Genomic DNA, 21,450 nt, shown 5'->3' on the forward strand with positions numbered 1-21,450 from the left:
TCATTAAAAAAGGAATATGTGTTAAAACCAAAACTAAACTGGTAACTAGTCGCAAAAAAATTAAAACAATTAGTAAAAACATAATTTAGCTATGTAATTTTAAAACAAATATTATGAATTTTATCATGGAAGGTGGACCTGTATTTATGGTTCCTTTATTAGTCTTATTAATTATTATTATAATTTTATTTATAAAAGGGTTAAAATCAAACACATCAAAAACTGTTAAACTAATTAATTCTCTATCGCTATTCTCTTTTGTATTTGGAGTTCTCGGTTTTATAATTGGTTTATTAGGCGCATTAGAATCAATTGCAGTTGCTTCTGAGGTTTCTAGTAATGTTTTAGCAGCTGGTTTAAAAACAGGATTGCTTTCTCCTGCTTTAGGAATGGTAATTTTTCTTTTAGGAAAACTGTTTTCTATTATTTTAACTTGGACAAAGAAATAATGAGACCTTTTGAAATTATTTTACTTCTACTATCAGTAGCATCAATTTTTTATTTTTCTATCAGAAAAAATTCTACAAACAAAAAAATAGAACTGACCTTAATTTTTGGCTTGTTAGCTATTCATCTAATTTTCGAAAGCTATAGGTGGCAAATGATTCCAATATATATTTTACTACTCGTTTTTACTATTTGTTCTTATAAAAATCTTTTACTTTTAAAAGGAAAATGGTTTTTAAAAACTATAAAAATAATTGGTATATTCTTCTTACTAATTATTGGATTTATTTTACCAAGTACTTTACCTATTTTTAAACTTCCAAAAACAACAGGAAGTTATAAAGTAGGCTCACAATACATGCATCTAAAAACCGATAGAGAAGAAACTATTACAGAAAACAAAGATGATAAAAGAGAGTTAATGATTAAAGTTTGGTATCCTGCAAACATCAAAAATGAAGAAAAAGAGCCTTATTTAAATGATGGTGATCGTTTTAGCTTTGCTGCAAAATATGGTTTACCAAACAGTACTTTCAACTATTTAAATGCTATTGAAACAAATACCTATTTAAATCCAAAAGTGGCGGAAAACAAATTCCCTATTCTTATTTTTTCTCATGGTTCTTACTCAAAAGCTTCTGGTTATTATGCAATTATTGAAGAAATTGTAAGTCATGGATATATCGTTTTAAACATTAATCATACTTATGAAAGTACAGGAACTTTATTTCCAGACGGAAGAATAAAACTTTACAACAAAACATACGACAACAAGTATATTAGCACTCAAGAAATGGCAGAATTAGCATGGAAAATGCAACAAGATTACACCAATGCTAAAAACGAAGAAGAAAGATTAATTACTTCAGATTTTGCTTTAAAAAATTACATTGCTGCAGATATTTCTAAAAGGTGGTCTAAAGATATTTCTTCTGTGATTGATGTAGTAGAAAACTGGAATAATAATTCTTTTTTAGCGAATCATTTAGATATTACTAAAATTGGTGTTTTTGGGCATTCACAAGGAGGAACGTCTGTTGCACAATCTATTTTAGATGATAAAAGAGTTTCTGCTGGCGCAAATTTAGATGGTGTTCAATGGGGAAACATGATTGACACTTTAGTTACAAAACCCTTTCTTGTAATTTCATCAGATTGGAAACATCCACACCCAAATTACAACAAATACGCATATAGAAATGGAGGAACAGATATTTTCTATGAAGCTAAAATTAAAAACTCTGGTCATGCAAGTTTTATGGATATTCCTTTATTGATTAATATTCCTCAGTTAAATGAATCTGGCTCAATAAACCCTAAAGAAGCTTATCAAACCATAAACGAAACTCTTGTTTCATTTTTTGATAATCACTTAAAAAATAAGCAAAACGATTTATTAAAATTGAAGGAAAAACACCCTTCTTTAGAAATAGATTTAAGGCAATAATCTTTTTTCAATACTGATAACAAGCATCATTTTTTAAATTAGAAATGATGCTTTTTTGTTTGTATTTTTGCCATTAATGAAACAAAAAAAGGTTTTCTTATTATTAAATGGTGAAGTTCCAAAAATGCTTCCAGATTTATCTGATTACGATCTTGTTTGCGCAACAGATGGCGCATATCATTTCTTAGAAGAAAATAAGATCATTCCAGATTTTGTTTCTGGCGATTTAGATTCTTCAGAAAAAATCCCTAAAAACATAAAGGTGGTTCATACACCTAATCAAGATTATACAGACTTTGATAAAATACTTCAAATCTTATTTGATAAAGGTTTTTTTATGGTTGATGTTTATGGAGCAAGCGGCAAAGAGCAAGATCATTTCTTAGGAAATTTACACACTGCAATTCAATGGAAAAAGAAACTAAAATTAACTTTTTTAGATAATCATAGTCGTTTTTTTAGCAGATAAAAGCACAACTGTTTCCAATTGTAAAAACAAAACCATTTCTTTAATTCCTTTTCCAAAAGCAACAAATATTACAACTGAAGGTTTACAATATCAATTAAATAAAGAAGATTTAATTTTTGGCAAAAGAATTGGCACAAGAAATAAAGCCATTAAAAACGATATACAAATTACCTTTAAAAATGGGGAGTTATTCATTTTTATCAATCATTTATAAAACAAATTATGAGTAGAAAAATAAAGTTATTGTGGGATTTTAGAGGAGAAGATGCAAAAGCAACCGCTAAACATCATACTATTCATTTAAAAGAATTTGCAGAATTAGAAAACTTAAATTTTCATGAAATTGATATTCAAGAACAAAACCCAATGTTAGCTTCTGCTTTTATAACTGTTGATGAAGCTGATATGAAAACCTATAGAAATGCCTTAAAACCTCATCGTGGAGAAGTAGGATAATCATCAATAAAAAACATACAAAATTGCATTTATGAGAAGAATTCTCAATTTAATTACAATTTTAATTTTCTTCTTTACCATTCCTTTTTCATTTTCTCAAGAATGGAAAAACCTAAAGGATTACAAAAAACAAACAGGAAAAACTGTTCTTACCAATGGTAATTGGTTAAAAAAAGACAGATGTAAAAATTCTGAAATTTGGCAAAATGCCAACCGTTTTAACTTAACTACAGAAAAAGGCAATTTAAAATACAAGACCATTAGTCAAATACGAGATTTCTATATTTGGTTTGATTACGAACGCAAAAAACTTGGGCACGAAATAAATGCATTCGGAGTTGCAGCAATTGTTGCAGGTCAGTTATCTAATTTCGACAATTACTTTATTAGAACTTTTATTGTTCGCAACAAAGAAGTCATTTGGTTTGGTAACCAAGGCTCTAAAGATGTGCTTGCATTTGCATTTCCGTTAATAAAAGAAATCTATTTTTCTAAAAATCTTTTAAAAGGCGAAAAAGCGAAAGAATGGGATATTAAAAACGGAAAAATTGAACAATGCCAAATAGTTGAATCTATCTATCAGCAGTTATCTCCAAAAGCAATTCTTAAACTAGAACGAATGGCAAAAGGAAAAGGCATTTACAATTTGGGTGTAAAAAACGAATTGAAATTTGAAGGAAATATTAGAGATTGTAAAGATAGATACAAACATGCATTCACAAAATTATATCAGTTTTACAAGAATAAAAAGTAAAATTATTTCCATTTAATACCACAACCTATACTTGGTTTTTGGTTGTCTATAGGCAATTTATTCATCAACAAATTATCTAAAGAATTTCGCATATCAAAACCTGTAACCAGCTTTCCATTTCCGGGTCTAGAATCATCTAATTGACCGTGATAAACGGTTTTTAAATCCGCATCAAAAACATAAAAATCTGGTGTGCAAGCAGCATCATATGCTTTTGCTACATCTTGTGTTTCATCATACAAATAAGGAAAAGGATACTTTTCTTCTTCTGCCAATTGCTTCATAAAATTAGGAGCATCTTGTGGGTAATTTTCAATATCATTAGCACTAATTGCAATAAAATTTATGCCTTTTTGCTGATACTCATTCGCCATTTTTACCAACTGAGCATTAACATGAATAACAAACGGACAATGATTACAAATAAACATAATTACGGTTCCTTTTTCTCCTTTTGCGTCTTGCAAAGAAACCTGCTTATCATCAATCGTATTTAATAAATTAAAATCTGGAGCTAAAGTTCCGTTCTTAAATTCGTTTGATTCTGCTCTTGCCATATTTTTATTATTTTTTATTAAACTCGTCATTGCGAGGAACGAAGCAATCTCTTTATTTATAGGAAGATTACTTCGTAAACTAGCAATGACGAAATGGTTTAACTATTCTGCTAACGCTTGCGCACAAATAAAACCACCTGTCCATGCATTTTGAAAGTTGAAACCACCAGTAACAGCATCAATATTTAAAACTTCACCAACAAAGAATAGATTTTCATGTTTTTTACTCTCAAAACGTTTAAAGTTAATCTCCTTTAAATCAACTCCACCAGCAGTAACAAATTCATCTTTAAAAGTAGTTCTTCCGTTTGCATTAAAAATGCCATTTGTTAATTGATTTGCTAAATTATCTAATTGCATATTATTTAAATCTGCCCAATTCTGAGTTGCTTTTATACCTGCTGTAAGTACAAAACGCTCCCACAATCTTTTAGAAACCTCTGCAAATGGAGATTTTAAAATTGCTGTTTTTCTAGGCTCCTTCTTTTTTAAATTTAATAAAACATTTAATACTTTATCGGTTGGCCTAGATAACCAATTTACTGCCACATTGTATTGGTAATTTTTATCTGCTAAAATTCTTGCGCCAAAGGCGGATAATTTTAAAACCGCGGGTCCGCTCATACCCCAATGTGTTATTAACAAAGCTCCTGAAGCTTCAAGTTTTGTCCCAACAATGTTTACAGTTGCATTTGGCACCGAAGTTCCTAACAAGTCAACTAATCTTTTATCATTAATATTAAAAGTAAACAAAGACGGAACAGGCGCTACAACTGCATGTTCTAACGTTTCACACAATTCCCATACTTTTTTAGAACTTCCGGCAGCAATTACTATTTTATCAGCTTCAAAAACATGTTCTTTTGTGTTGATAATCCATTTATTTTCTTGTTTACAAACTGATTTTACACCACAGTTTGTAAACACTTTAATACCTAGTTTATCAACAGCTTTTTGAAAGCAATCTATAATTGCTTGACTTGTATTTGCTTCTGGAAAAACACGATTATCATCTTCAATTTTTAAAGGAACTCCTCTATCATCAAACCATTCAAAAGTATCACCTGTCATAAACTTATGAAAAGGGCCTAATAATTCTTTTTCTCCTCTAGGATAGAATTTTACCAATTCTTTTGGCTCAAAACAAGCATGTGTAACATTACATCTTCCACCACCAGAAATTTTAACTTTCTGTAAAACATCTTTTCCTTTTTCAAGGATAATGATCTCTAATTCCGGGTTATTTTCTTTTGCATTTATTGCTGTAAAATACCCTGCTGCTCCACCTCCAATAATTATTACTTTACTCATTTTTTTCGTTGTTGTCAGTTCGAGTAATTTTGTTTTTTTTTCAAAATTACATCGAGAACTTTTGTTAAATCATTTCGATACAATTTCGTCTAAAAATGAAATCACTCGATGTGACATACCTTTATAAAACCATCTGATTATAAGTCAGTATTGTTTCAAACCCTTTATTTTTAAAATAAGCTGGTGTTTCAGAATTTCCTGTTACTAAAACAAAATCCCCGCCCCAAGCTCCTAAACTTTTTATTGCTCCGAAATAATCTGGAAATAACTTTTCTTTAACAGGTTGTAATTTAATAATTGAACTGATAATTTGTTCGTGTTCAATTATTAAGTCTTCAAATTCTTGTAATGAAATTACTTTTAAAAATTGATCAGAAATTTCTGAAATCCTTTTTATTTCTTCATCAAAATTGATATTACTTTCTCTAAATTTCGCAATTCCTTCTTTAGAATCTTGTTTCTGATTTAAGTGTACAAAAAACAAGTTTTCTTTAAAACTTGGATTGAATTCTACTTGTTCAACTACAGGGTTTTTATCTTTAATTAGATAAAAAACAGGAGTATCATTCTGTGCACAAGCAATATCATATCCACTTCCTTTAAAAGAATTCCACAATAATTTAAAAGCATCTACTTTTGCCCATGAAGCAACAGAATTTATTAAAGTTGATGAAGTTCCTAATCCCCAGTTTCTAGGAAAAGTTAGATTTGTTTTTACAACAAATCCATTTTCTGATGCTAAAAAATTTGAATTTAAACTTTTTGCTTCTTTTAAAATATCTAACAATGTTTCTGCAATAACTTCTCCACTTCCTTCTTTATCAGAATTAAATGTACAATTAACCAAACGTAGCTTTTTTAAATCGAAAACCGCTTCAAACCAACATTCTCCAGTATTTGTAAAACTTCCCCAAATAATTTGAGGTTCTTTTATTTTTTCGACTATTAAATTTTGACCAAATTTTGTAGGTATTGCTAAAGATTTTGCGCCATCTAAAACAAGGTATTCACCTGTTAAAAGTAATTTTCCGTTAGAGTAAAAATTCATTAAAGAAGATTAAACTGTTTAAAATGATGTGTAAAATGTTTTACCTGAAACTTTTTCCAATATTCGAAATCTAATGTTCCAAAAAACGGATGCACTATACTCCTATTTTTATCATCAGTAAAAACCTTAACAAAAAATGCCACTTGATTTATCAAATCATCTATAGCTTCTTCTATAGAATCAAATTTTAATTCATTAGGGTCTTCTGCTAAAAAAGAGGCTTTAAAACCAGATTGTAATTCATTTTCAGTATTTAAAAATGGCATTCTACGAGCTGCTTTATCATCAGAAACAAAAATATCTACTTTCCAATTACCATTTGCTATTTGTGTTACTGCACTTAAATGCTCTACCATTTGTTGTGCATTCATTTTTCCAAAAACAGCTTCAGAACCTGGATTTAAAGTAGATAATTGTTTTCTAACATTCTGTTCATCTAAAAAATCTACCCAATTAATTTTTGGTTTTCTTAAAGAATTTAATTTTTCTACAACTGCAGAATGTGTAACAGTTCTTTTATCAAAATAACTAGTAATTATTTCTTTTTCGGTTTCTGTGGCGTTAAACTGATTTAAGATATTCTGCAAATGCATTTTCATATGTCCGTGCTGAATTCCTTTAGTAGTTAAAGCTCTAAGAGCTGCAAAATTTTGTGCTAAACCTGCAGCTGCCATAATTTGCATTAACGTTCTTGCTGAAGGTTTTTGTAACATTTCTAAAGATAATTTTGCCATAGGATGTAAAGCGGTTAAACCGCCAACAGTTCCTAAAGCTAAAGGAATTTCTATCCAAAATTTAAAAATACCCTCATCTATAGAACAATGAGACAAACTAGAATATTCACCAGATCTTGCTGCATACGCATGCGCTCCGGCTTCTACTGCTCTAAAATCGTTACCAGTTGCTAAAACAACGGCATCAATTCCGTTCATAATTCCTTTATTATGTGTAACAGCTCTGTAAGGTTCTACCTCAGCTATTTTTACAGCTTGATAAAATTTCTCTGCAAATTTCTGTGGATTTTCTCCTCCTAATTCATCAATTTCACAACTTACTTCTGCTCTTACCAAACACTCAGGAACAAAATTTGACAAAATACTCATTACAATTTCAATGTCTTCCTTTTCAAACTTTTTTGCAATTGCTTCTAAGCAAGAGTTAATAAAGTTTGCTCCCATTGAATCTTTCGTTTCAAAGGTTACATGTAATTGATAGTAATTTTGTAGTTTCTCTGTTTTATCAATTAATTTAATATCTAAAATTCCGCCACCACGCTTTTCCATATTTTTAGTAATGGAAGCTGTAGCTGCAAATAATTCTGTTTTATTCTGATTAAAATAGTTTTCTAAATCGGTTTTATTACCAGCAAACATAAAATGAACTTGTCCTATTTTTGTAGTACCTAAAACAGTGGTTTTAAACCCGCCTCTTGTGCTCCAAAATTTACCTACTAAAGAAGCAGCAGCAACTACAGAACTTTCTTCTACAACCATAGGTATTACATATTCTCTACCGTTAATTACAAAATTAGGCGCAACACCGTAAGGCATATAAAAATTAGAAATTGTATTTTCTATAAAATCATCGTGCAATTCTTGTAAATCTGTATCAATATTCCAATATTGCTTAATAATATTTACCGTGTCCGATTGATTATGGAAGTAGTTCTTAGTTAACCAATCAATTTTTTCTTCTTTGGTAAACTTTGAAAAACCAGATATAATTTTGCTCATTTAAGTTATTATAAAGGATCAACAACAAATATAATTTAAACCTTTTGAAATATATGACATAATCAAGTTTTCTCTGTTTTTGAGCTATTTTTTGCGGATTTTTACGTAAACTTGGCAAACTTTTATCAAATACAAAGTAACAAATGAAAAAAATATTCATTTTAGCAACCATAGCACTTTTAATTGGTTGTAAAGAAAATACAGACTCTTCTGCAAAATTAACTACTGGAACTAAAGAAATTACACTCGAAAAAATTTGGGATGGAACATTCTCTCCAAAAAGAATGAATGCTTTAAATTCTATGAATGGCAATTTTTATTCTTTATTAAATACTGATAAAGAAACAAAAGCAACCACAGTAGACAAATATAGTTATGCTACTTTAGAAAAAATTGAAACGATTGTAAGTAGTGCTAACTTAAAAGAATTAGAAAATTTCTCTTCTTATAGTTTTAATAACGATGAAACTAAAATTATTTTAGGAACCAATTTCGAAAAAATTTTTAGGCATTCATATAAAGGTACTTTTTATGCCTATGATATCGCTTCTAAAAAAATAAGCTTAATTGGTAAAGAAATTCAAGAACCTGTTTTTTCTCCTGATAACAAAAAGGTTGCATATGCTAAAGACAATAATCTTTTTATTAAAGATTTTTCTAGAAATAAAATAACTCAAGTTACTAAAGATGGAAAAAAGAACAGCATTATAAACGGAATTACAGACTGGGTTTACGAAGAAGAATTTGCTTTTGTAAGAGCTTTTGAATGGAGCAAAAACAGTAAACATTTAGCTTATTTACGATTTGATGAAAGCAATGTTCCTACTTTTTCTATGGATATGGTTGGTAAAGGTAACTATCCAGATCAACAAGTTTTTAAATACCCTAAAGCTGGAGAAAAAAATGCAAATGTTACTTTACACATGTATTCAGTTTCTTCTAGAAACAGTAAAAAAATAGCATTAGGAAAATATGAATACATCCCTAGAATTAAATGGTCTAATGATGCAGATGTTTTAGTAGCAACTACGCTAAATCGTCATCAAAATAATTTAAAGTTATATAAAGTGAACGCTTTAAGAGCTAACTCTACTTTATTACTAAACGAGACAGATAAGGCATATATAGACATCACTAACAACCTTACTTTTTTAAATGATAATAGTTTTATTTGGACTAGCGAAAAGGATGGCTATAATCATATTTATCATTACGATTTTAACGGAAAACTAATCAACCAAATTACAAAAGGAGATTGGGAAGTAACTAGGTATTACGGATTTAATAAGAGTAAAAAAACAATTTATTATCAATCTGTAGAAACAGGATCTACAAACAGAGGCGTTTATTCTATTGGTTTAGATGGACAAAATAAAAAGTTACTTAGTAATGAAAACGGACAGAATACTGCAGCGTTTAGTAAAAACTTAAACTACTTTATCAATACTTTTTCATCTTCAGAAATACCACCAATTTACTCTCTTTTTTCTGGTGAAGGAGAAATGTTAAAAGTGATAAAGGATAATACTGAATTAAAAGAGGAATTAGAAGATTATAAAATGAGTCCTAAAGAGTTTTCTACAATTAACATTAATGGAAACGATTTGAATATGTGGATGGTAAAACCTGCAGATTTTAATGAGAATAAAAAATACCCAATGTTAATGTTCCAATATTCTGGACCTGGTTCTCAACAAGTTGGTAACAAATGGAATGCTGCTAATGATTATTGGCACAATATGCTAGCACAACAAGGAATGATTGTGGTTTGTGTTGATGGACGTGGAACTGGTTTTAAAGGTGCTGAATTTAAAAAATCGACATACCTAAATTTGGTAAAGTATGAAACGGAAGATCAAATTGCTGCTGCTAAAAAACTAGCAGAACGTTCTTATATTGATGAAAATAATATTGGTATTTGGGGTTGGTCTTTTGGCGGACACATGAGTACAAATGCATTGCTTAAAGGAAGCGATATCTTTACTACTGCAATTGCTGTAGCACCTGTTACTTCTTGGCGTTTTTATGACACAGTTTATACAGAACGTTTTTTAAGAACTCCACAAGAAAACCCATCTGGTTATGATGATAATTCTCCTGTAAATTATGCCGAAAAATTAAAAGGAAATTATTTACTTGTTCATGGTACTGGAGATGATAATGTACATGTACAAAATTCTTATAGAATGATAAATTCTCTTATTGAGGCAAACAAACAGTTTGATATGTTTATTGTACCAGACAGAACTCACGGAATTTACAAAGGGAAAAATACTCGTTTGAATTTGTATACTAAAATGACAAACTTCATTCATGAGAATTTAAATAAAAAATCAAACAAATCAATAGAAATTAAAGGATAAACTTATGTCAGATACTGCTATTAAAAATTCAGAAGACCAACAAATGTTTGGTCACCCAAAAGGATTATTTTATTTGTTTTTTGCTGAACTATGGGAACGATTTAGTTTCTATGGAATGAGAGCATTGTTAACGCTTTATATGATAGATCATATTTTTGAAGCTATTGTAGAAAGAGATACAGCTACTGCAGTTGTATATGCTTCTTATGGTTCTTTAGTATATGCATCTACAGTAATTGGTGGGCAAATTTCTGATAAAATTATGGGAATGAGATCCTCAATTTTTTTAGGAGGAATCTTGATGGCTTTAGGTCATTTTGTTTTAGCAGTTGAAAATGATATTGCTTTCTTTTTAGCTCTAGCTTTTATTGTTGTTGGTAATGGATTTTTTAAACCAAACATTTCAACTTTTGTTGGAGCCTTATATAAAGAAGGTGATGTAAGAAAAGATTCTGGTTTTACCATTTTTTATATGGGAATTAATATTGGTGGATTTGTTGCACCACTTTTATGTGGATGGTTAGCTTTAAAATATGGATATCATTATGGTTTTGGTTTAGCAGGTATTGGGATGATGGCTGGTTTAATTTTCTTTTGGAGTGGTATTAAAAAGAATGTATTTGGAGATAAAGGAATGCCGCCAAGTAAAGAGATTTACGAAAAGAAAATTCTAGGAATTCCTCAAAAAACATTAATACCAATTATATCTGTTTTATTTGTTCCTGTAATTGCATATTTACTTTCTTCTTGGAAAGCAAATTACGTAAGTGGTATTTTTAAATTTATAGGCTTTGCAGTTTTAGCCTATTTAGTCTACATCATGGTTAAACTAGACTCTGATGCTCGTAAAAAACTAATAATGGCAGTTTTAATTACTTTTTTTATGACGCTTTTCTGGGGTTTCCACGAATTATCAGGAAGTGTAATTACTTTATTTGCCTCTAGAAATGTTGCTTTAGATGGAATTATGACTGCAGCTCAAACAAATGCATTAAACTCTATGTTTATCATCTTCTTAGCTATTCCAATATCTTTACTTTGGGGTTATTTAGCTAAAAAAGGATTAAATCCAAGAACTCCATATAAATTTGGTTTAGGATTACTTTTAGCTGGTGTTTGTTTTTATATCCTTTCAATTAGTGGTGCAAGCGCAGATGAAAATGGAATGGTACCATTTGCATATTTATTAATTATGTACTTTATTTTATCTATTGGAGAATTATTTATGTCTCCTGTAGGTTTATCAAAAATAACAGATTTATCACCCAAAAACATTGTAGCTTTTATGATGGGAGTTTGGTTTTTATCGTCTGCTTTTGCATTTCAAATTGTTGGTTTTATAGGCGAACAATTAGCAGTAGAAAGTACAGATAAAAATGTTGGTGGTTTAGAAACTTTAACAATTTATACAGATGGTTTTCATTTAATTGCTATGTATGCACTTGGAGCTGGAGCTATAGTATTATTATTCTCTCCATTAATGAAAAAATTACTAGGAAACGTACACTAAAAAAATTAATCGAAACCTCATAAACTTAAATTTATGAGGTTTTTTGTTTTTAAAAACTACTAAAAATGAATGCAAATACATCTAAAGAATTTAGTTTATTAAATCACAAACCAGACTTATTTGTTTTATTCTTTACAGAAATGTGGGAACGTTTTTCTTATTATGGAATGCGTGCAATCTTTGTATTATTTTTAACCGCTTCATTTTCTGATGGCGGTTGGGAATGGACTAGAGAAAGAGCCTTAGGTCTTTTAGGTATCTACACAAGTTCGGTTTATTTAACGCCATTAATAGGTGGTATTATTGCTGATAAATTATTAGGGTATCAAAAAGCAGTAGCTTTAGGTGCATTGGTTATGACTTTAGGACATGCAGCTATGTCTCTAGAAACAGAAACAACCTTATACATTGGTATTGGATTATTAATTATTGGTAATGGTTTATTTAAACCTAATGTAACTTCTATGGTTAGTGGTTTATATGATAAATATCCAGAACGAAAAGATGGGGCATTTACTATTTTTTATATGGGTGTAAATGCAGGTGGATTTCTAGGTGTTTTATTATGTGGATTTTTAGCAAACAACTTAAGCTATGCTTGGGGTTTTGGATTAGCTGGTATATTTATGTTTTTAGGAACATTACAATTCTGGTTTGGAAGAGATATTTTTGAAAATGTTGGTATTTCTCCAAGTAAAAAGGTAGACTTGTCAGATAATGTTGCAAAGATTGAAATTAAAGAAGATGAAGTATCTCAAAAAGTACAAAGAGATAGATATATAGTTGTAGGTCTTTTAGCATTTTTTACTGTATTCTTTTGGTGGGCTTTTGAGCAAGCAAGCGGTTCTATGAATATTTTTGCAAGAGATTATACACAAAGAACTTTAACTGGAGATTCTGCTATGATTTTTAAAATAGTAGATGTACTAGTTTCTACTGTACCACTATTGATAATCTCATGGGTTTTACTAAAATTATTTGGGCAAACTTTTAAAAAAATATCACTTTCTAACATTGTATTAGGAACTAGTTTTGTAAGTATCTGGGCTATTGTTATTTGGAAATTATCTGTAATTATACCGCAACAAAATGCCGAAATAGAAGCTTCTTGGTTTCTAATATTAAATTCTTTATTTATTATCTTCTTAGCTCCTTTGTTTTCTAAATGGTGGGAAAGTAAATTTAATCCTTCTGCGGCTGTAAAATTTGGTATTGGTATGATTCTTTTAGGAATCGGATTCGGTGCATTAGCTTACGGTTCTAGCGCTATACCACAAGGTGCAAAAACAGCTTCTGTTAGTTTAATTTGGTTGGTTTTAGCATACTTGTTTCATACGATGGGAGAATTATGTGTTTCTCCTGTTGGTTTATCCTACGTATCTAAATTAGTACCACCTAAAAAAATAGGAATGATGTTTGGTATTTGGTATTTAGTAAATGCATTAGGTAATTATTTAGCTGCAAAAACAGGTAGTTATATAGATCTTATTGTAGAACAATATTCTATGTCTTTCTTCTTTTTAATATTTACATTAATTCCGGGTGTTGTAGGCTTGATCTTTTTAGTTTTAAACCCAATTATCAAAAAATTAATGCATGGAATTAGATAAAGTCAATTTATTGTAAATTTGGCACATCATTTGCGACTTATAAAATATGAAAAAAATAATTTTACTTTTAACAATTATAACTTTTAGCTTTAATACAAAAGCTCAAGAAAAAATAAATTGGATAACCTTAAATAAAGCTTTAGAACTTCAGAAAGAAAATCCTAAAAAAATTATGATGGATGTGTACACAAATTGGTGTGGTCCTTGTAAAAAGTTAGATGAACAAACTTTTCAGAATAAAGACGTTATCTCTTATGTAAATAAAAACTACTACGCTGTTAAATTTAATGGTGAAGGAGATGAAGTAATAAATTACAAAGGATCTACTTTTAGCAATCCTAATTATGATAAAACTAAAGCTAATAAAAGAAATAGTTCTCATGAATTTGCAGATTACATGCAAATAAGAGGCTATCCTACAATTGCTTTTTGGGATGAAGAAGGCAAACTGTTAGTTCCATTAACAGGCTTTTATAATCCTCAACAATTAGAGTTATACCTTAAAATGTTTTATAATGATAAGCATAAAGAGATAACTTCTCAAGAAAAATTTACTGCATATTCTAAAGCTTTTAAACCTCAGTTTAAAAATTAGAATTTCTACTTTTAAGTATAAAAGCTCCATTTCTACCCGTATAATGAAATGGAGTTTTTTGTTTTTTAGACGTAATTTCCCATCTATTTATATAGCTTTTATAATTACTACCATCTGCAATTATTTGTTTTGGTTGTAATACTCTAATTAATCGTTCTAAATTTATTTTAGGTGAATATTGTAAAACGACAATCGGATTTTTTAGCTGGTTCAATTTATAAACGCCAAGGCTATCTATTAACAAAATCGGAGTTTTATCAAACTTAAAAACAGCATTAATATTGGTTTCTATAATTTTGCTTACATTTTCTCCAATTTTATAAGAAGGTATTAAATTTAATTTTTGAAATGATAAACTATCTAAATTATGATACACATCTAACCTACCTTCTCCTCTAATTCCTATAACAGACTTTCTACTTTTATGGAAAACAATAAATTCTTTTTTTGTTTTCTTTTGATAGTTTTCAAACACAAAAACACTTTGAACAAATAGAATTGATATTAAAAAATAAATTACTTTTTTAGGAGAAAAATAAATTAACATTCTTGTTAAGAAAACAATTGTCACATACAATGCAATCATCATTAAAAAAGAAAGAGAAATCTCTTTTAATAAAAATTCTTCTTGATTAGAAATCCAACTTACAAAACTATTCATCTGTGAAATAACAAAACCATAAACATTTGCTAAAAACTGAGGTAAAACACCTAGCAAAGACAAAGTAATTACCAAAATACCACCAATTAAAATAGCACTTAAACAAGGAATAATTATTAAATTAGATAACAAAAACAAACTTGGAAACTGATGAAAATAATACAGTGTTAATGGTAGAATACCAATTTGAGCAGCCACAGAAACCGTAATTAACTCCCATATTTTTTTATCAATTAGAAAACTTGGTTTATATATTTCATACAATTTGGGTTGCACTCTAATAATACCAAAAACAGCCAAATAACTTAATTGAAAACCTACATCAAATAAAAACATTGGTTTTACAATCAATAAAAAAAACAGGGATGTAATTAAAGAAAACTCAACTACATTTTTTCTCTGAAAAGACATACCAATTGCCAAAAAAGTAAACATAGTTACAGCTCTTACAACAGATGCAGAAAGACCTGCTACAAAAGCAAACATCCATAGAAATAAAATAATGAAAACTGTTTTTAAAAACTTACCTTTTCTCAGCTTTTCTAAAGGTTTAAAAAGCCAAGATAAAATAAGTAATATAATACCTACATGCAAACCAGAAACTGCAAGTATATGTATTGCTCCTGCTCTAGAATAATCTGAAATTAGCCCTTTAGATATGTCTTGTCTTTGACCAAGTAATAGCGCTTTAATAACTGCTAATTCATCTGTTTCAAAGTGATATTTTTCTAACGAAACTTGAATTTTTTTCTAAACACAGAAAATAAGCCTGATAAAGAAGCTCCCTTATAAACTAACCTTATAATTTGTGAGTTTTCTAAAAATAATTGTTGATGTACTCCTTTTTTAGCCAAATAGCTTTTATAATCGAATTGATGTGGATTTAAAGGCGTAATTAACTCTTTAAATATTGGTTTTACAAATAAGACCTCATCTGTTTTTAAAGACTTAAAAAAACTATCTTTTTTCACATTTAAAAGAACGATTCCTTTTGTTTTATTACTATCAATTTGTGTAATTTCAACTTCATATTTATCATAAAAATTACCAGATTTTAAAACACTATTAACTTTTATAATTGCCGTAGAATTATCTTTCAAATGATTTTGATAATACTCTTTATAATTAATATCATTATTAAAATAAACAACAGTAACACCTACAAAAAAGAATAAAACAAAAGATAAAAATGTAATTATTTGCCTACGCTTAACAAAAAGTAAAAACATAGAAATAAAAGCAAGTAAACCAAATAGTTTTAGAAAGCCAAATTGCCAAAACTGATAAAAAAATTGTGTAGAAATCCCTAAAATTAAGAGCACAACAAAGTGCAAGGGTAAATAGTTAAGTAACCTTTTCATAGCGAAATAAAGTTACAACTTTATTTTAAAAGAAAGGCTACAATACTTTTGTTGCTTTTACAAAAGCTTTTTTCCAATATTTTTGTGAGAGATTAGAAACAATAACTCCTTTAGATGTTGTAGCGTGTATAAATCGAATTTGCCCCTTAATTTTTGAAACAACCAAACCAACATGATTAATTCGTCTTCTACTTTTATTCGTTTGAAAAAACAACAAATCTCCTTTTTGAGCTTTACTTAAAGATATTTTTTTACCTCTTTTTGCCATATCTCTAGAAACTCTTGGCAACTTAAAACTCTCTTCACCAAAAGCAACATAAACTACACCAGAACAATCCATACCTCTTCTTGTTGTTCCATCAAACTTGTATTTTACACCTTTATATTTTAAAGCATTTCTTACAACCTTATCTGCTTTAGAAGTTGTTTTTTTAGTTGAATTAGCAACAGCCCTAGAAGATGAACACGAACTTAAAATCAATGAAAAAAACACTCCAATAATCAATAATTTCTTCATCTCCTATAATTTCAAATTATTAGTAATTAGTTTTGCCGTTTTTTCAGAAGCACCTTTACCTCCTAATATTTTTTCTAACTCAAAATAATCAAGAAATAAATGTTCTCTATGATTTTCATCTAAAATTTTAGCAAGTTCTTTTTTAAGGTTTTCTTTCGTAAAATCGTTTTGTATTAACTCTGTAACAACCTCTCTATCCATTATTAAATTAACTAAAGAGATAAATTTTAGCGTAATTATTCTTTTAGCTATTTGGTAAGATATATTTCCTCCCTTATAACAAACAACTTGTGGTACTTTAAACAAAGCTGTTTCTAAAGTTGCAGTACCAGAAGCTACTAATGCTGCATTTGAAATACTTAATAAATCATAAGTTTTATTGTTGATGAAACTTACTTTTTTTGACTTAATAATCTCTTTATAAAAAGAAAAATCCTGACTTGGAGCACCTGCAATTACAAATTCGTAATCAGAAAAATCATCAACCAAAGATAACATTACAGACAACATCTTTGTAATCTCTTGTTTTCTACTTCCTGGTAATAAAGCAATTATTGGTTTATTACTTAATTTATGTTTTGTTCTAAATTGATGTTCATCTACTTGTTCTCTTCCAGCAATTCCATCAATTAAAGGATGCCCAACAAAAGTTACATCGTAATCGTATTTTTTGTAAAAGTCTTTTTCGAAAGGCAAAATAACAAACATGTTATCTACATCTCTTTTAATATCTTTTACTCTACCTGCTCTACTCGCCCAAACTTGTGGAGAAATATAATAATTAGTTTTAAAACCTTGTTGTTTTGCCCATTTAGCAACTCGTAAATTAAACCCAGAATTATCTATAAAAACAATTACATCTGGCTTAAATTTAGCAATGTCTTTTTTACAAGATTTTATATACCCTAAAGCAGTTCTTATATTTAATAAAACCTCTACAAACCCCATAAAAGCTCGCTCTTTGTAATGGCTAACTAAATTACCGCCAACGCTTTGCATTAAATCTCCACCCCAAAAACGTATGTCTGCATTTGCATCTTCTTTATACAAAGCTTTCATCAAGTTAGAACCATGTAAATCTCCTGAAGCTTCACCTGCAATTATGTAATATTTCATAAATGTATACTATCTGGTCGAACGCAGTCGATACCTTATTAAAACCTCTCGACTGCGCTCGAAGAGACATAATCTCTATTAAATAAATTTTAAAATTAAAGTAGCTAAAGCAGTTAAAATTGTTGCTAATAAAACTCCTTTTGCTCTATGATCTTGTTTCTTTTTGATGAAAATAAAAAATACAAACAAATTAGGAATTGCCGCTAAAGACAATACTTTTCCATACAATTTTCCATCTGCAATAAATTCTAAAGTTTCATTAAAACTATATCTAGAAAAATACTCTAAATACAAGAAAATACCTGCTGCAGTTGCAAAGATTGAAATTAAAACTCCTATTAAAATATCTTTTTTTATAGTTCCCAAGAATTTAGTTTTTGAATCATATGATGTGCAGTTAAATCAAACTGAACAGGAACTATTGAAACATAACCATTTTCTAAGGCATACACATCTGTATCTTGCCCTTTGTCTCTGTTAACAAATTCGCCAGAAAGCCAATAATATTCTTTTCCAAACGGACTTTTACGTTTGTCAAAATCTTCTTTCCAAACACCATTTGCTTGTCTACATATTTTAACTCCTTTTATTTCTTCAGTTTTTAAATTAGGAATATTAACGTTTAAAACGATACCTTCTGGTAAACCATTTAAAAGAGTATTTAATGTTATTTTCTTTACGAACTCTTCAGATGGCTTAAAATCTGCATGCCATTTAAAATCTAATAAAGAAAAACCAATTGCAGGAATCCCTTCTATACCAGCTTCTACAGCTGCACTCATTGTTCCCGAATAAATTACATTAATAGAAGAATTAGCACCATGGTTTATACCAGAAACACACAAATCTGGTTTTTTATTTAAAATCTCGCTAATTGCCATTTTTACACAATCTGCAGGTGTACCAGAACAGGTATATTCTAATTGTGGTCCATCATCAATAGTAATAGGATTACATGTTAAAACATTATCAACAGTAATTGCATGTCCCATTCCGCTTTGTGGACTATCTGGAGCCACTACTACAACTTCTCCAATTTTATTCATGATTTTTATAAGCGCCCTTATTCCAGGAGCAGTAATACCATCATCATTTGTTATTAAAATTAAAGGTTTTTCTTGCATGTTTGTAGTTTTAATTACAAATGTAATTTATTTTAAACAATTTTCTTTTTAACATTTTGTAAAGAATTAAAGAGTTCCTTTTTATGTAACATTGTAATACTTGAGGTTTCTTACCTAAAATATAAAAAGCAATATAAAAACTTGGCATTATTTTAGTAGTTTAGCAAGAAGAAAAAGTAATTAAAGTATACAAATAACGACAGAAGATTTATGATGACGAAATTTAAGTTTACAACTATATTTATTGCATTAGCTTTTTTAGCTAATAGTTTTACTATAAACGCAACAGACAAAAATACTGATCCAGATCCTGAAAAGGATAAAATTCTTGTTTATGTCTTAAAAAACATATTAACTAGAGGTCATTTTGTTATTAAAGACATGAACGATGATTTCTCTGAACATGTTTACCATTCTTTTATAGAAGGTTTAGACCCTAATAAACGTTATTTTACCCAACAGGATTTAAAAGAGTTCTCTCAATATAAATATGAAATTGATAATCAGCTTTTACAAGACGATTTAACTTTTTATAATTTAGTTTATAATCGTTTTTTAGATAAAATTAAAAACGCAAAATCTTATTATGGAGATTTGCTTGCACAACCTTTTAATTTTAAGAAAAATGAAATTATCGATTTAGAATATGATAAAATTCCATTTGCTAAAAACGACAATGAATTAATTGATTATTGGCGTAAACAATTAAAATTACAAACACTAAGTAGAGTTCAAGAACAAACAGAATTACAAAATGAGAAATTAAAAAAGGATCGTAATTTTAAAGTTAAAACGTTTAAATTGTTAGAAAAAAAGCTAGAATTGAAGTTTTAAAAAACATGGATGAACTCTATCTTAGAATTGAAGAAATAGAACATGACGATTGGTATTCTACTTTTTTAAACTCTGTTGTAGGTGCTTTTGACCCGCATACTACATATATGGCTCCAAGAATTAAAGAAAGATTTGATCAAAGTATTTCTGGAAAACTAGAAGGTATTGGAGCTCGTTTACAGAAAAAAGGAATTTACACCCATGTTTTTGAATTAGTATCTGGAGGTCCTGCTTGGAAACAAGGAGATTTAGAAGCAGGAGATATTATATTAAAAGTTGCCCAAGGAGATAAAGAACCTTTAGATATTGTTGGAATGCGTTTAGATGATGCTATAAAATTTATAAAAGGAAAAAAAGGAACAGAAGTACGATTAACTGTTAAGAAAAAACTAGATAGTTCTATCGAAGTCGTTTCTATTATTAGAGATGTTGTACAGTTAGATGAAACTTTTGTAAAATCTAGTATCGTAGAAAAAGAGGGAAAAAAGTATGCTATAATAGATTTACCTAGTTTTTATATAGACTTTGACGATTTAGAGTCTAGAGATTCTGCAAAAGACATGGAAAAAGAAATTGCTAGATTAAAAAATGAAGATGTTACTGGTTTAATTATAGATTTAAGAAACAACGGTGGAGGATCTTTAAAAACGGCAATAGAAATATCTGGTTTATTTATTGATAAAGGACCAATTGTACAAGTAAAATACAGAGGAGAAAAACCTATCATAAAAAATGACATTGATCCAAAAATTCAATGGGATGGTTCTGTAGTTATTTTAGTAAATGAATTTTCTGCGTCTGCATCAGAAATTTTTGCAGCAGCAATGCAAGATTATAAAAGAGCAGTAATTTTAGGAGGAAATCAAACTTACGGTAAAGGAACTGTTCAAAACATTTTGCCTCTCAATCAATATTATCCAAAATATCAAAAAGATTTAGGGTATTTAAAAATGACTATTCAAAAATTCTATAGAGTTAATGGTGGTTCTACACAAAAAGAAGGGGTTTATTCAGATATTGCAATGCCTAGTAGATATAGTTATATGAAAGTTGGAGAACGTGATTTAGATGGTGCTTTAGCTTGGGACAAAGTACCACAAGCAAATTACACACAAACAAATTCTTATTCAAATTTTGCTGATGTTGTTTATAACAGTAAACAAAGAATTGCTTCAGACAATAATTTTAAACTTGTAAATGAATATGCAAAATGGTTAAAAGAGAAGCAAGACGACTCTTCTTATTCTTTAAATTATAAAAAGTTCCTTAAAGAAAGTGAAGCTAAAGAGCTTGAAGCTAAGAAATTTAAATCTGTATTCGAATATAAATCTACACTTACATATACTTCTCCAAAATACGAGCAATTATTATTTAAAGAAAATAAAGATTTAGCAGATAAAAGAATGGTTTGGCATAAAAACCTTTCTAAAGACATGTATGTTTCTGAAGCTTTAAATGTATTAAGCGAGCTTAGGTTAAAAGATAAAACTGAAATTGTAAAAAACTAAAAAGTCTAAACTTAAAAATATTTATGCCT

General features: G+C 29.0%; 22 protein-coding genes and 1 pseudogene. 12 read left to right on the plus strand and 11 right to left on the minus strand.

All coding sequences use genetic code 11. The features are described 5' to 3' along the window. Nucleotides 1–113: 113 nt before the first annotated feature. From N5A56_RS03300 to N5A56_RS03325, 6 genes are all read left to right on the plus strand, one after another. Nucleotides 114–449, plus strand: a complete 336-nt coding sequence (locus N5A56_RS03300; RefSeq protein WP_265726615.1) for a hypothetical protein — start codon at nt 114–116, stop codon at nt 447–449. Nucleotides 450–601: 152 nt separating this feature from the next. After that, nucleotides 602–1,894, plus strand: coding sequence for an alpha/beta hydrolase family protein (locus tag N5A56_RS03305; protein ID WP_265726614.1), 1,293 nt, complete (start codon nt 602–604; stop codon nt 1,892–1,894). A 76-nt stretch (nt 1,895–1,970) separates the two neighbouring features. Beyond that, entirely contained in the window at nt 1,971–2,363 is a 393-nt protein-coding gene (locus N5A56_RS03310) for a thiamine diphosphokinase (protein WP_274270177.1), read from the plus strand. A 67-nt stretch (nt 2,364–2,430) separates the two neighbouring features. Then, nucleotides 2,431–2,577, plus strand: coding sequence for a hypothetical protein (locus N5A56_RS03315; protein WP_274270230.1), 147 nt, complete (start codon nt 2,431–2,433; stop codon nt 2,575–2,577). 8 nt (nt 2,578–2,585) lie between these two features. After that, nucleotides 2,586–2,819, plus strand: a complete 234-nt coding sequence (locus N5A56_RS03320; RefSeq protein WP_265726612.1) for a hypothetical protein — start codon at nt 2,586–2,588, stop codon at nt 2,817–2,819. Nucleotides 2,820–2,850: 31 nt separating this feature from the next. Continuing rightward, nucleotides 2,851–3,573 carry a hypothetical protein gene (locus N5A56_RS03325; RefSeq protein WP_265726611.1) on the plus strand — a complete coding sequence of 241 codons (723 nt, stop codon included), beginning with the start codon at nt 2,851–2,853 and terminating at the stop codon, nt 3,571–3,573. 2 nt (nt 3,574–3,575) lie between these two features. Here N5A56_RS03325 and N5A56_RS03330 read toward each other — a convergent pair whose 3' ends face one another. From N5A56_RS03330 to N5A56_RS03345, 5 genes and pseudogenes are all read right to left on the minus strand, one after another. Then, the gene (locus tag N5A56_RS03330; RefSeq protein WP_265726610.1) at nt 3,576–4,130 is read right to left on the minus strand and encodes a thioredoxin family protein; all 555 of its coding nucleotides are present in this window, start codon (nt 4,128–4,130) and stop codon (nt 3,576–3,578) included. A 102-nt stretch (nt 4,131–4,232) separates the two neighbouring features. Beyond that, on the minus strand, nt 4,233–5,441 hold the full coding sequence (locus N5A56_RS03335; RefSeq protein ID WP_265726609.1) for a BaiN/RdsA family NAD(P)/FAD-dependent oxidoreductase: 1,209 nt from the start codon (nt 5,439–5,441) through the stop codon (nt 4,233–4,235). Nucleotides 5,442–5,562: 121 nt separating this feature from the next. Then, the gene (locus N5A56_RS03340; protein WP_265726608.1) at nt 5,563–6,489 is read right to left on the minus strand and encodes a GYDIA family GHMP kinase; all 927 of its coding nucleotides are present in this window, start codon (nt 6,487–6,489) and stop codon (nt 5,563–5,565) included. Continuing rightward, nucleotides 6,489–6,947: a DUF1569 domain-containing protein gene (locus N5A56_RS17330; RefSeq protein WP_337994761.1), complete on the minus strand. Its 459-nt coding sequence runs from the start codon at nt 6,945–6,947 to the stop codon at nt 6,489–6,491. Before N5A56_RS17330 ends, N5A56_RS03340 begins: the two co-directional genes overlap by 1 nt. A 6-nt stretch (nt 6,948–6,953) precedes the next feature. Next, nucleotides 6,954–8,222, minus strand: a pseudogene (locus N5A56_RS03345) (hydroxymethylglutaryl-CoA reductase, degradative); the annotation flags it as partial. A 143-nt stretch (nt 8,223–8,365) separates the two neighbouring features. Between N5A56_RS03345 and N5A56_RS03350 the strand changes: the two are divergent. The 4 genes from N5A56_RS03350 (at nt 8,366) to N5A56_RS03365 (ending at nt 14,300) form a co-directional block, all read left to right on the plus strand. Further along, the gene (locus N5A56_RS03350) at nt 8,366–10,585 is read left to right on the plus strand and encodes a S9 family peptidase (protein WP_274270178.1); all 2,220 of its coding nucleotides are present in this window, start codon (nt 8,366–8,368) and stop codon (nt 10,583–10,585) included. 4 nt (nt 10,586–10,589) lie between these two features. Further along, nucleotides 10,590–12,095 carry a peptide MFS transporter gene (locus N5A56_RS03355; protein ID WP_265726607.1) on the plus strand — a complete coding sequence of 502 codons (1,506 nt, stop codon included), beginning with the start codon at nt 10,590–10,592 and terminating at the stop codon, nt 12,093–12,095. 65 nt (nt 12,096–12,160) lie between these two features. Then, complete coding sequence (locus N5A56_RS03360; protein WP_265726606.1) at nt 12,161–13,705, plus strand: peptide MFS transporter; 1,545 nt, start codon at nt 12,161–12,163, stop codon at nt 13,703–13,705. A gap of 46 nt (nt 13,706–13,751) precedes the next feature. Continuing rightward, nucleotides 13,752–14,300 carry a thioredoxin family protein gene (locus N5A56_RS03365; protein WP_265726605.1) on the plus strand — a complete coding sequence of 183 codons (549 nt, stop codon included), beginning with the start codon at nt 13,752–13,754 and terminating at the stop codon, nt 14,298–14,300. Here the strand turns inward: N5A56_RS03365 and N5A56_RS03370 are convergent. The 6 genes from N5A56_RS03370 to surE form a co-directional block, all read right to left on the minus strand. Then, entirely contained in the window at nt 14,290–15,705 is a 1,416-nt protein-coding gene (locus N5A56_RS03370) for a ComEC/Rec2 family competence protein (protein WP_337994762.1), read from the minus strand. The two genes, N5A56_RS03365 and N5A56_RS03370, sit on opposite strands and share 11 nt — an antisense overlap. Then, nucleotides 15,690–16,322 carry a DUF4131 domain-containing protein gene (locus N5A56_RS03375; protein WP_265726604.1) on the minus strand — a complete coding sequence of 211 codons (633 nt, stop codon included), beginning with the start codon at nt 16,320–16,322 and terminating at the stop codon, nt 15,690–15,692. Before N5A56_RS03375 ends, N5A56_RS03370 begins: the two co-directional genes overlap by 16 nt. 37 nt (nt 16,323–16,359) lie before the next feature. After that, on the minus strand, nt 16,360–16,839 hold the full coding sequence (locus N5A56_RS03380; protein ID WP_265726603.1) for a C40 family peptidase: 480 nt from the start codon (nt 16,837–16,839) through the stop codon (nt 16,360–16,362). Nucleotides 16,840–16,842: 3 nt separating this feature from the next. Continuing rightward, on the minus strand, nt 16,843–17,955 hold the full coding sequence (lpxB, locus tag N5A56_RS03385; protein WP_265726602.1) for a lipid-A-disaccharide synthase: 1,113 nt from the start codon (nt 17,953–17,955) through the stop codon (nt 16,843–16,845). A 78-nt stretch (nt 17,956–18,033) separates the two neighbouring features. Beyond that, entirely contained in the window at nt 18,034–18,321 is a 288-nt protein-coding gene (locus tag N5A56_RS03390; RefSeq protein ID WP_265726601.1) for a hypothetical protein, read from the minus strand. Further along, nucleotides 18,309–19,079, minus strand: a complete 771-nt coding sequence (gene surE / locus N5A56_RS03395; RefSeq protein WP_265726600.1) for a 5'/3'-nucleotidase SurE — start codon at nt 19,077–19,079, stop codon at nt 18,309–18,311. The genes N5A56_RS03390 and surE overlap by 13 nt, the downstream gene beginning before the upstream one ends. 210 nt (nt 19,080–19,289) lie before the next feature. On the opposite strand from surE, the gene N5A56_RS03400 reads away from it, so the two are divergent. Both N5A56_RS03400 and N5A56_RS03405 read left to right on the plus strand, forming a co-directional pair. Continuing rightward, nucleotides 19,290–19,913, plus strand: coding sequence for a hypothetical protein (locus tag N5A56_RS03400; RefSeq protein ID WP_274270179.1), 624 nt, complete (start codon nt 19,290–19,292; stop codon nt 19,911–19,913). A gap of 5 nt (nt 19,914–19,918) precedes the next feature. After that, nucleotides 19,919–21,421: a carboxy terminal-processing peptidase gene (locus N5A56_RS03405; RefSeq protein ID WP_274270180.1), complete on the plus strand. Its 1,503-nt coding sequence runs from the start codon at nt 19,919–19,921 to the stop codon at nt 21,419–21,421. The last annotated feature ends 29 nt before the right edge of the window (nt 21,422–21,450 follow it).

Origin of the sequence: Polaribacter ponticola, from assembly GCF_026191475.2 — a bacterium.
In the GTDB taxonomy this organism is placed as follows: Bacteria; Bacteroidota; Bacteroidia; order Flavobacteriales; family Flavobacteriaceae; genus Polaribacter; species Polaribacter ponticola.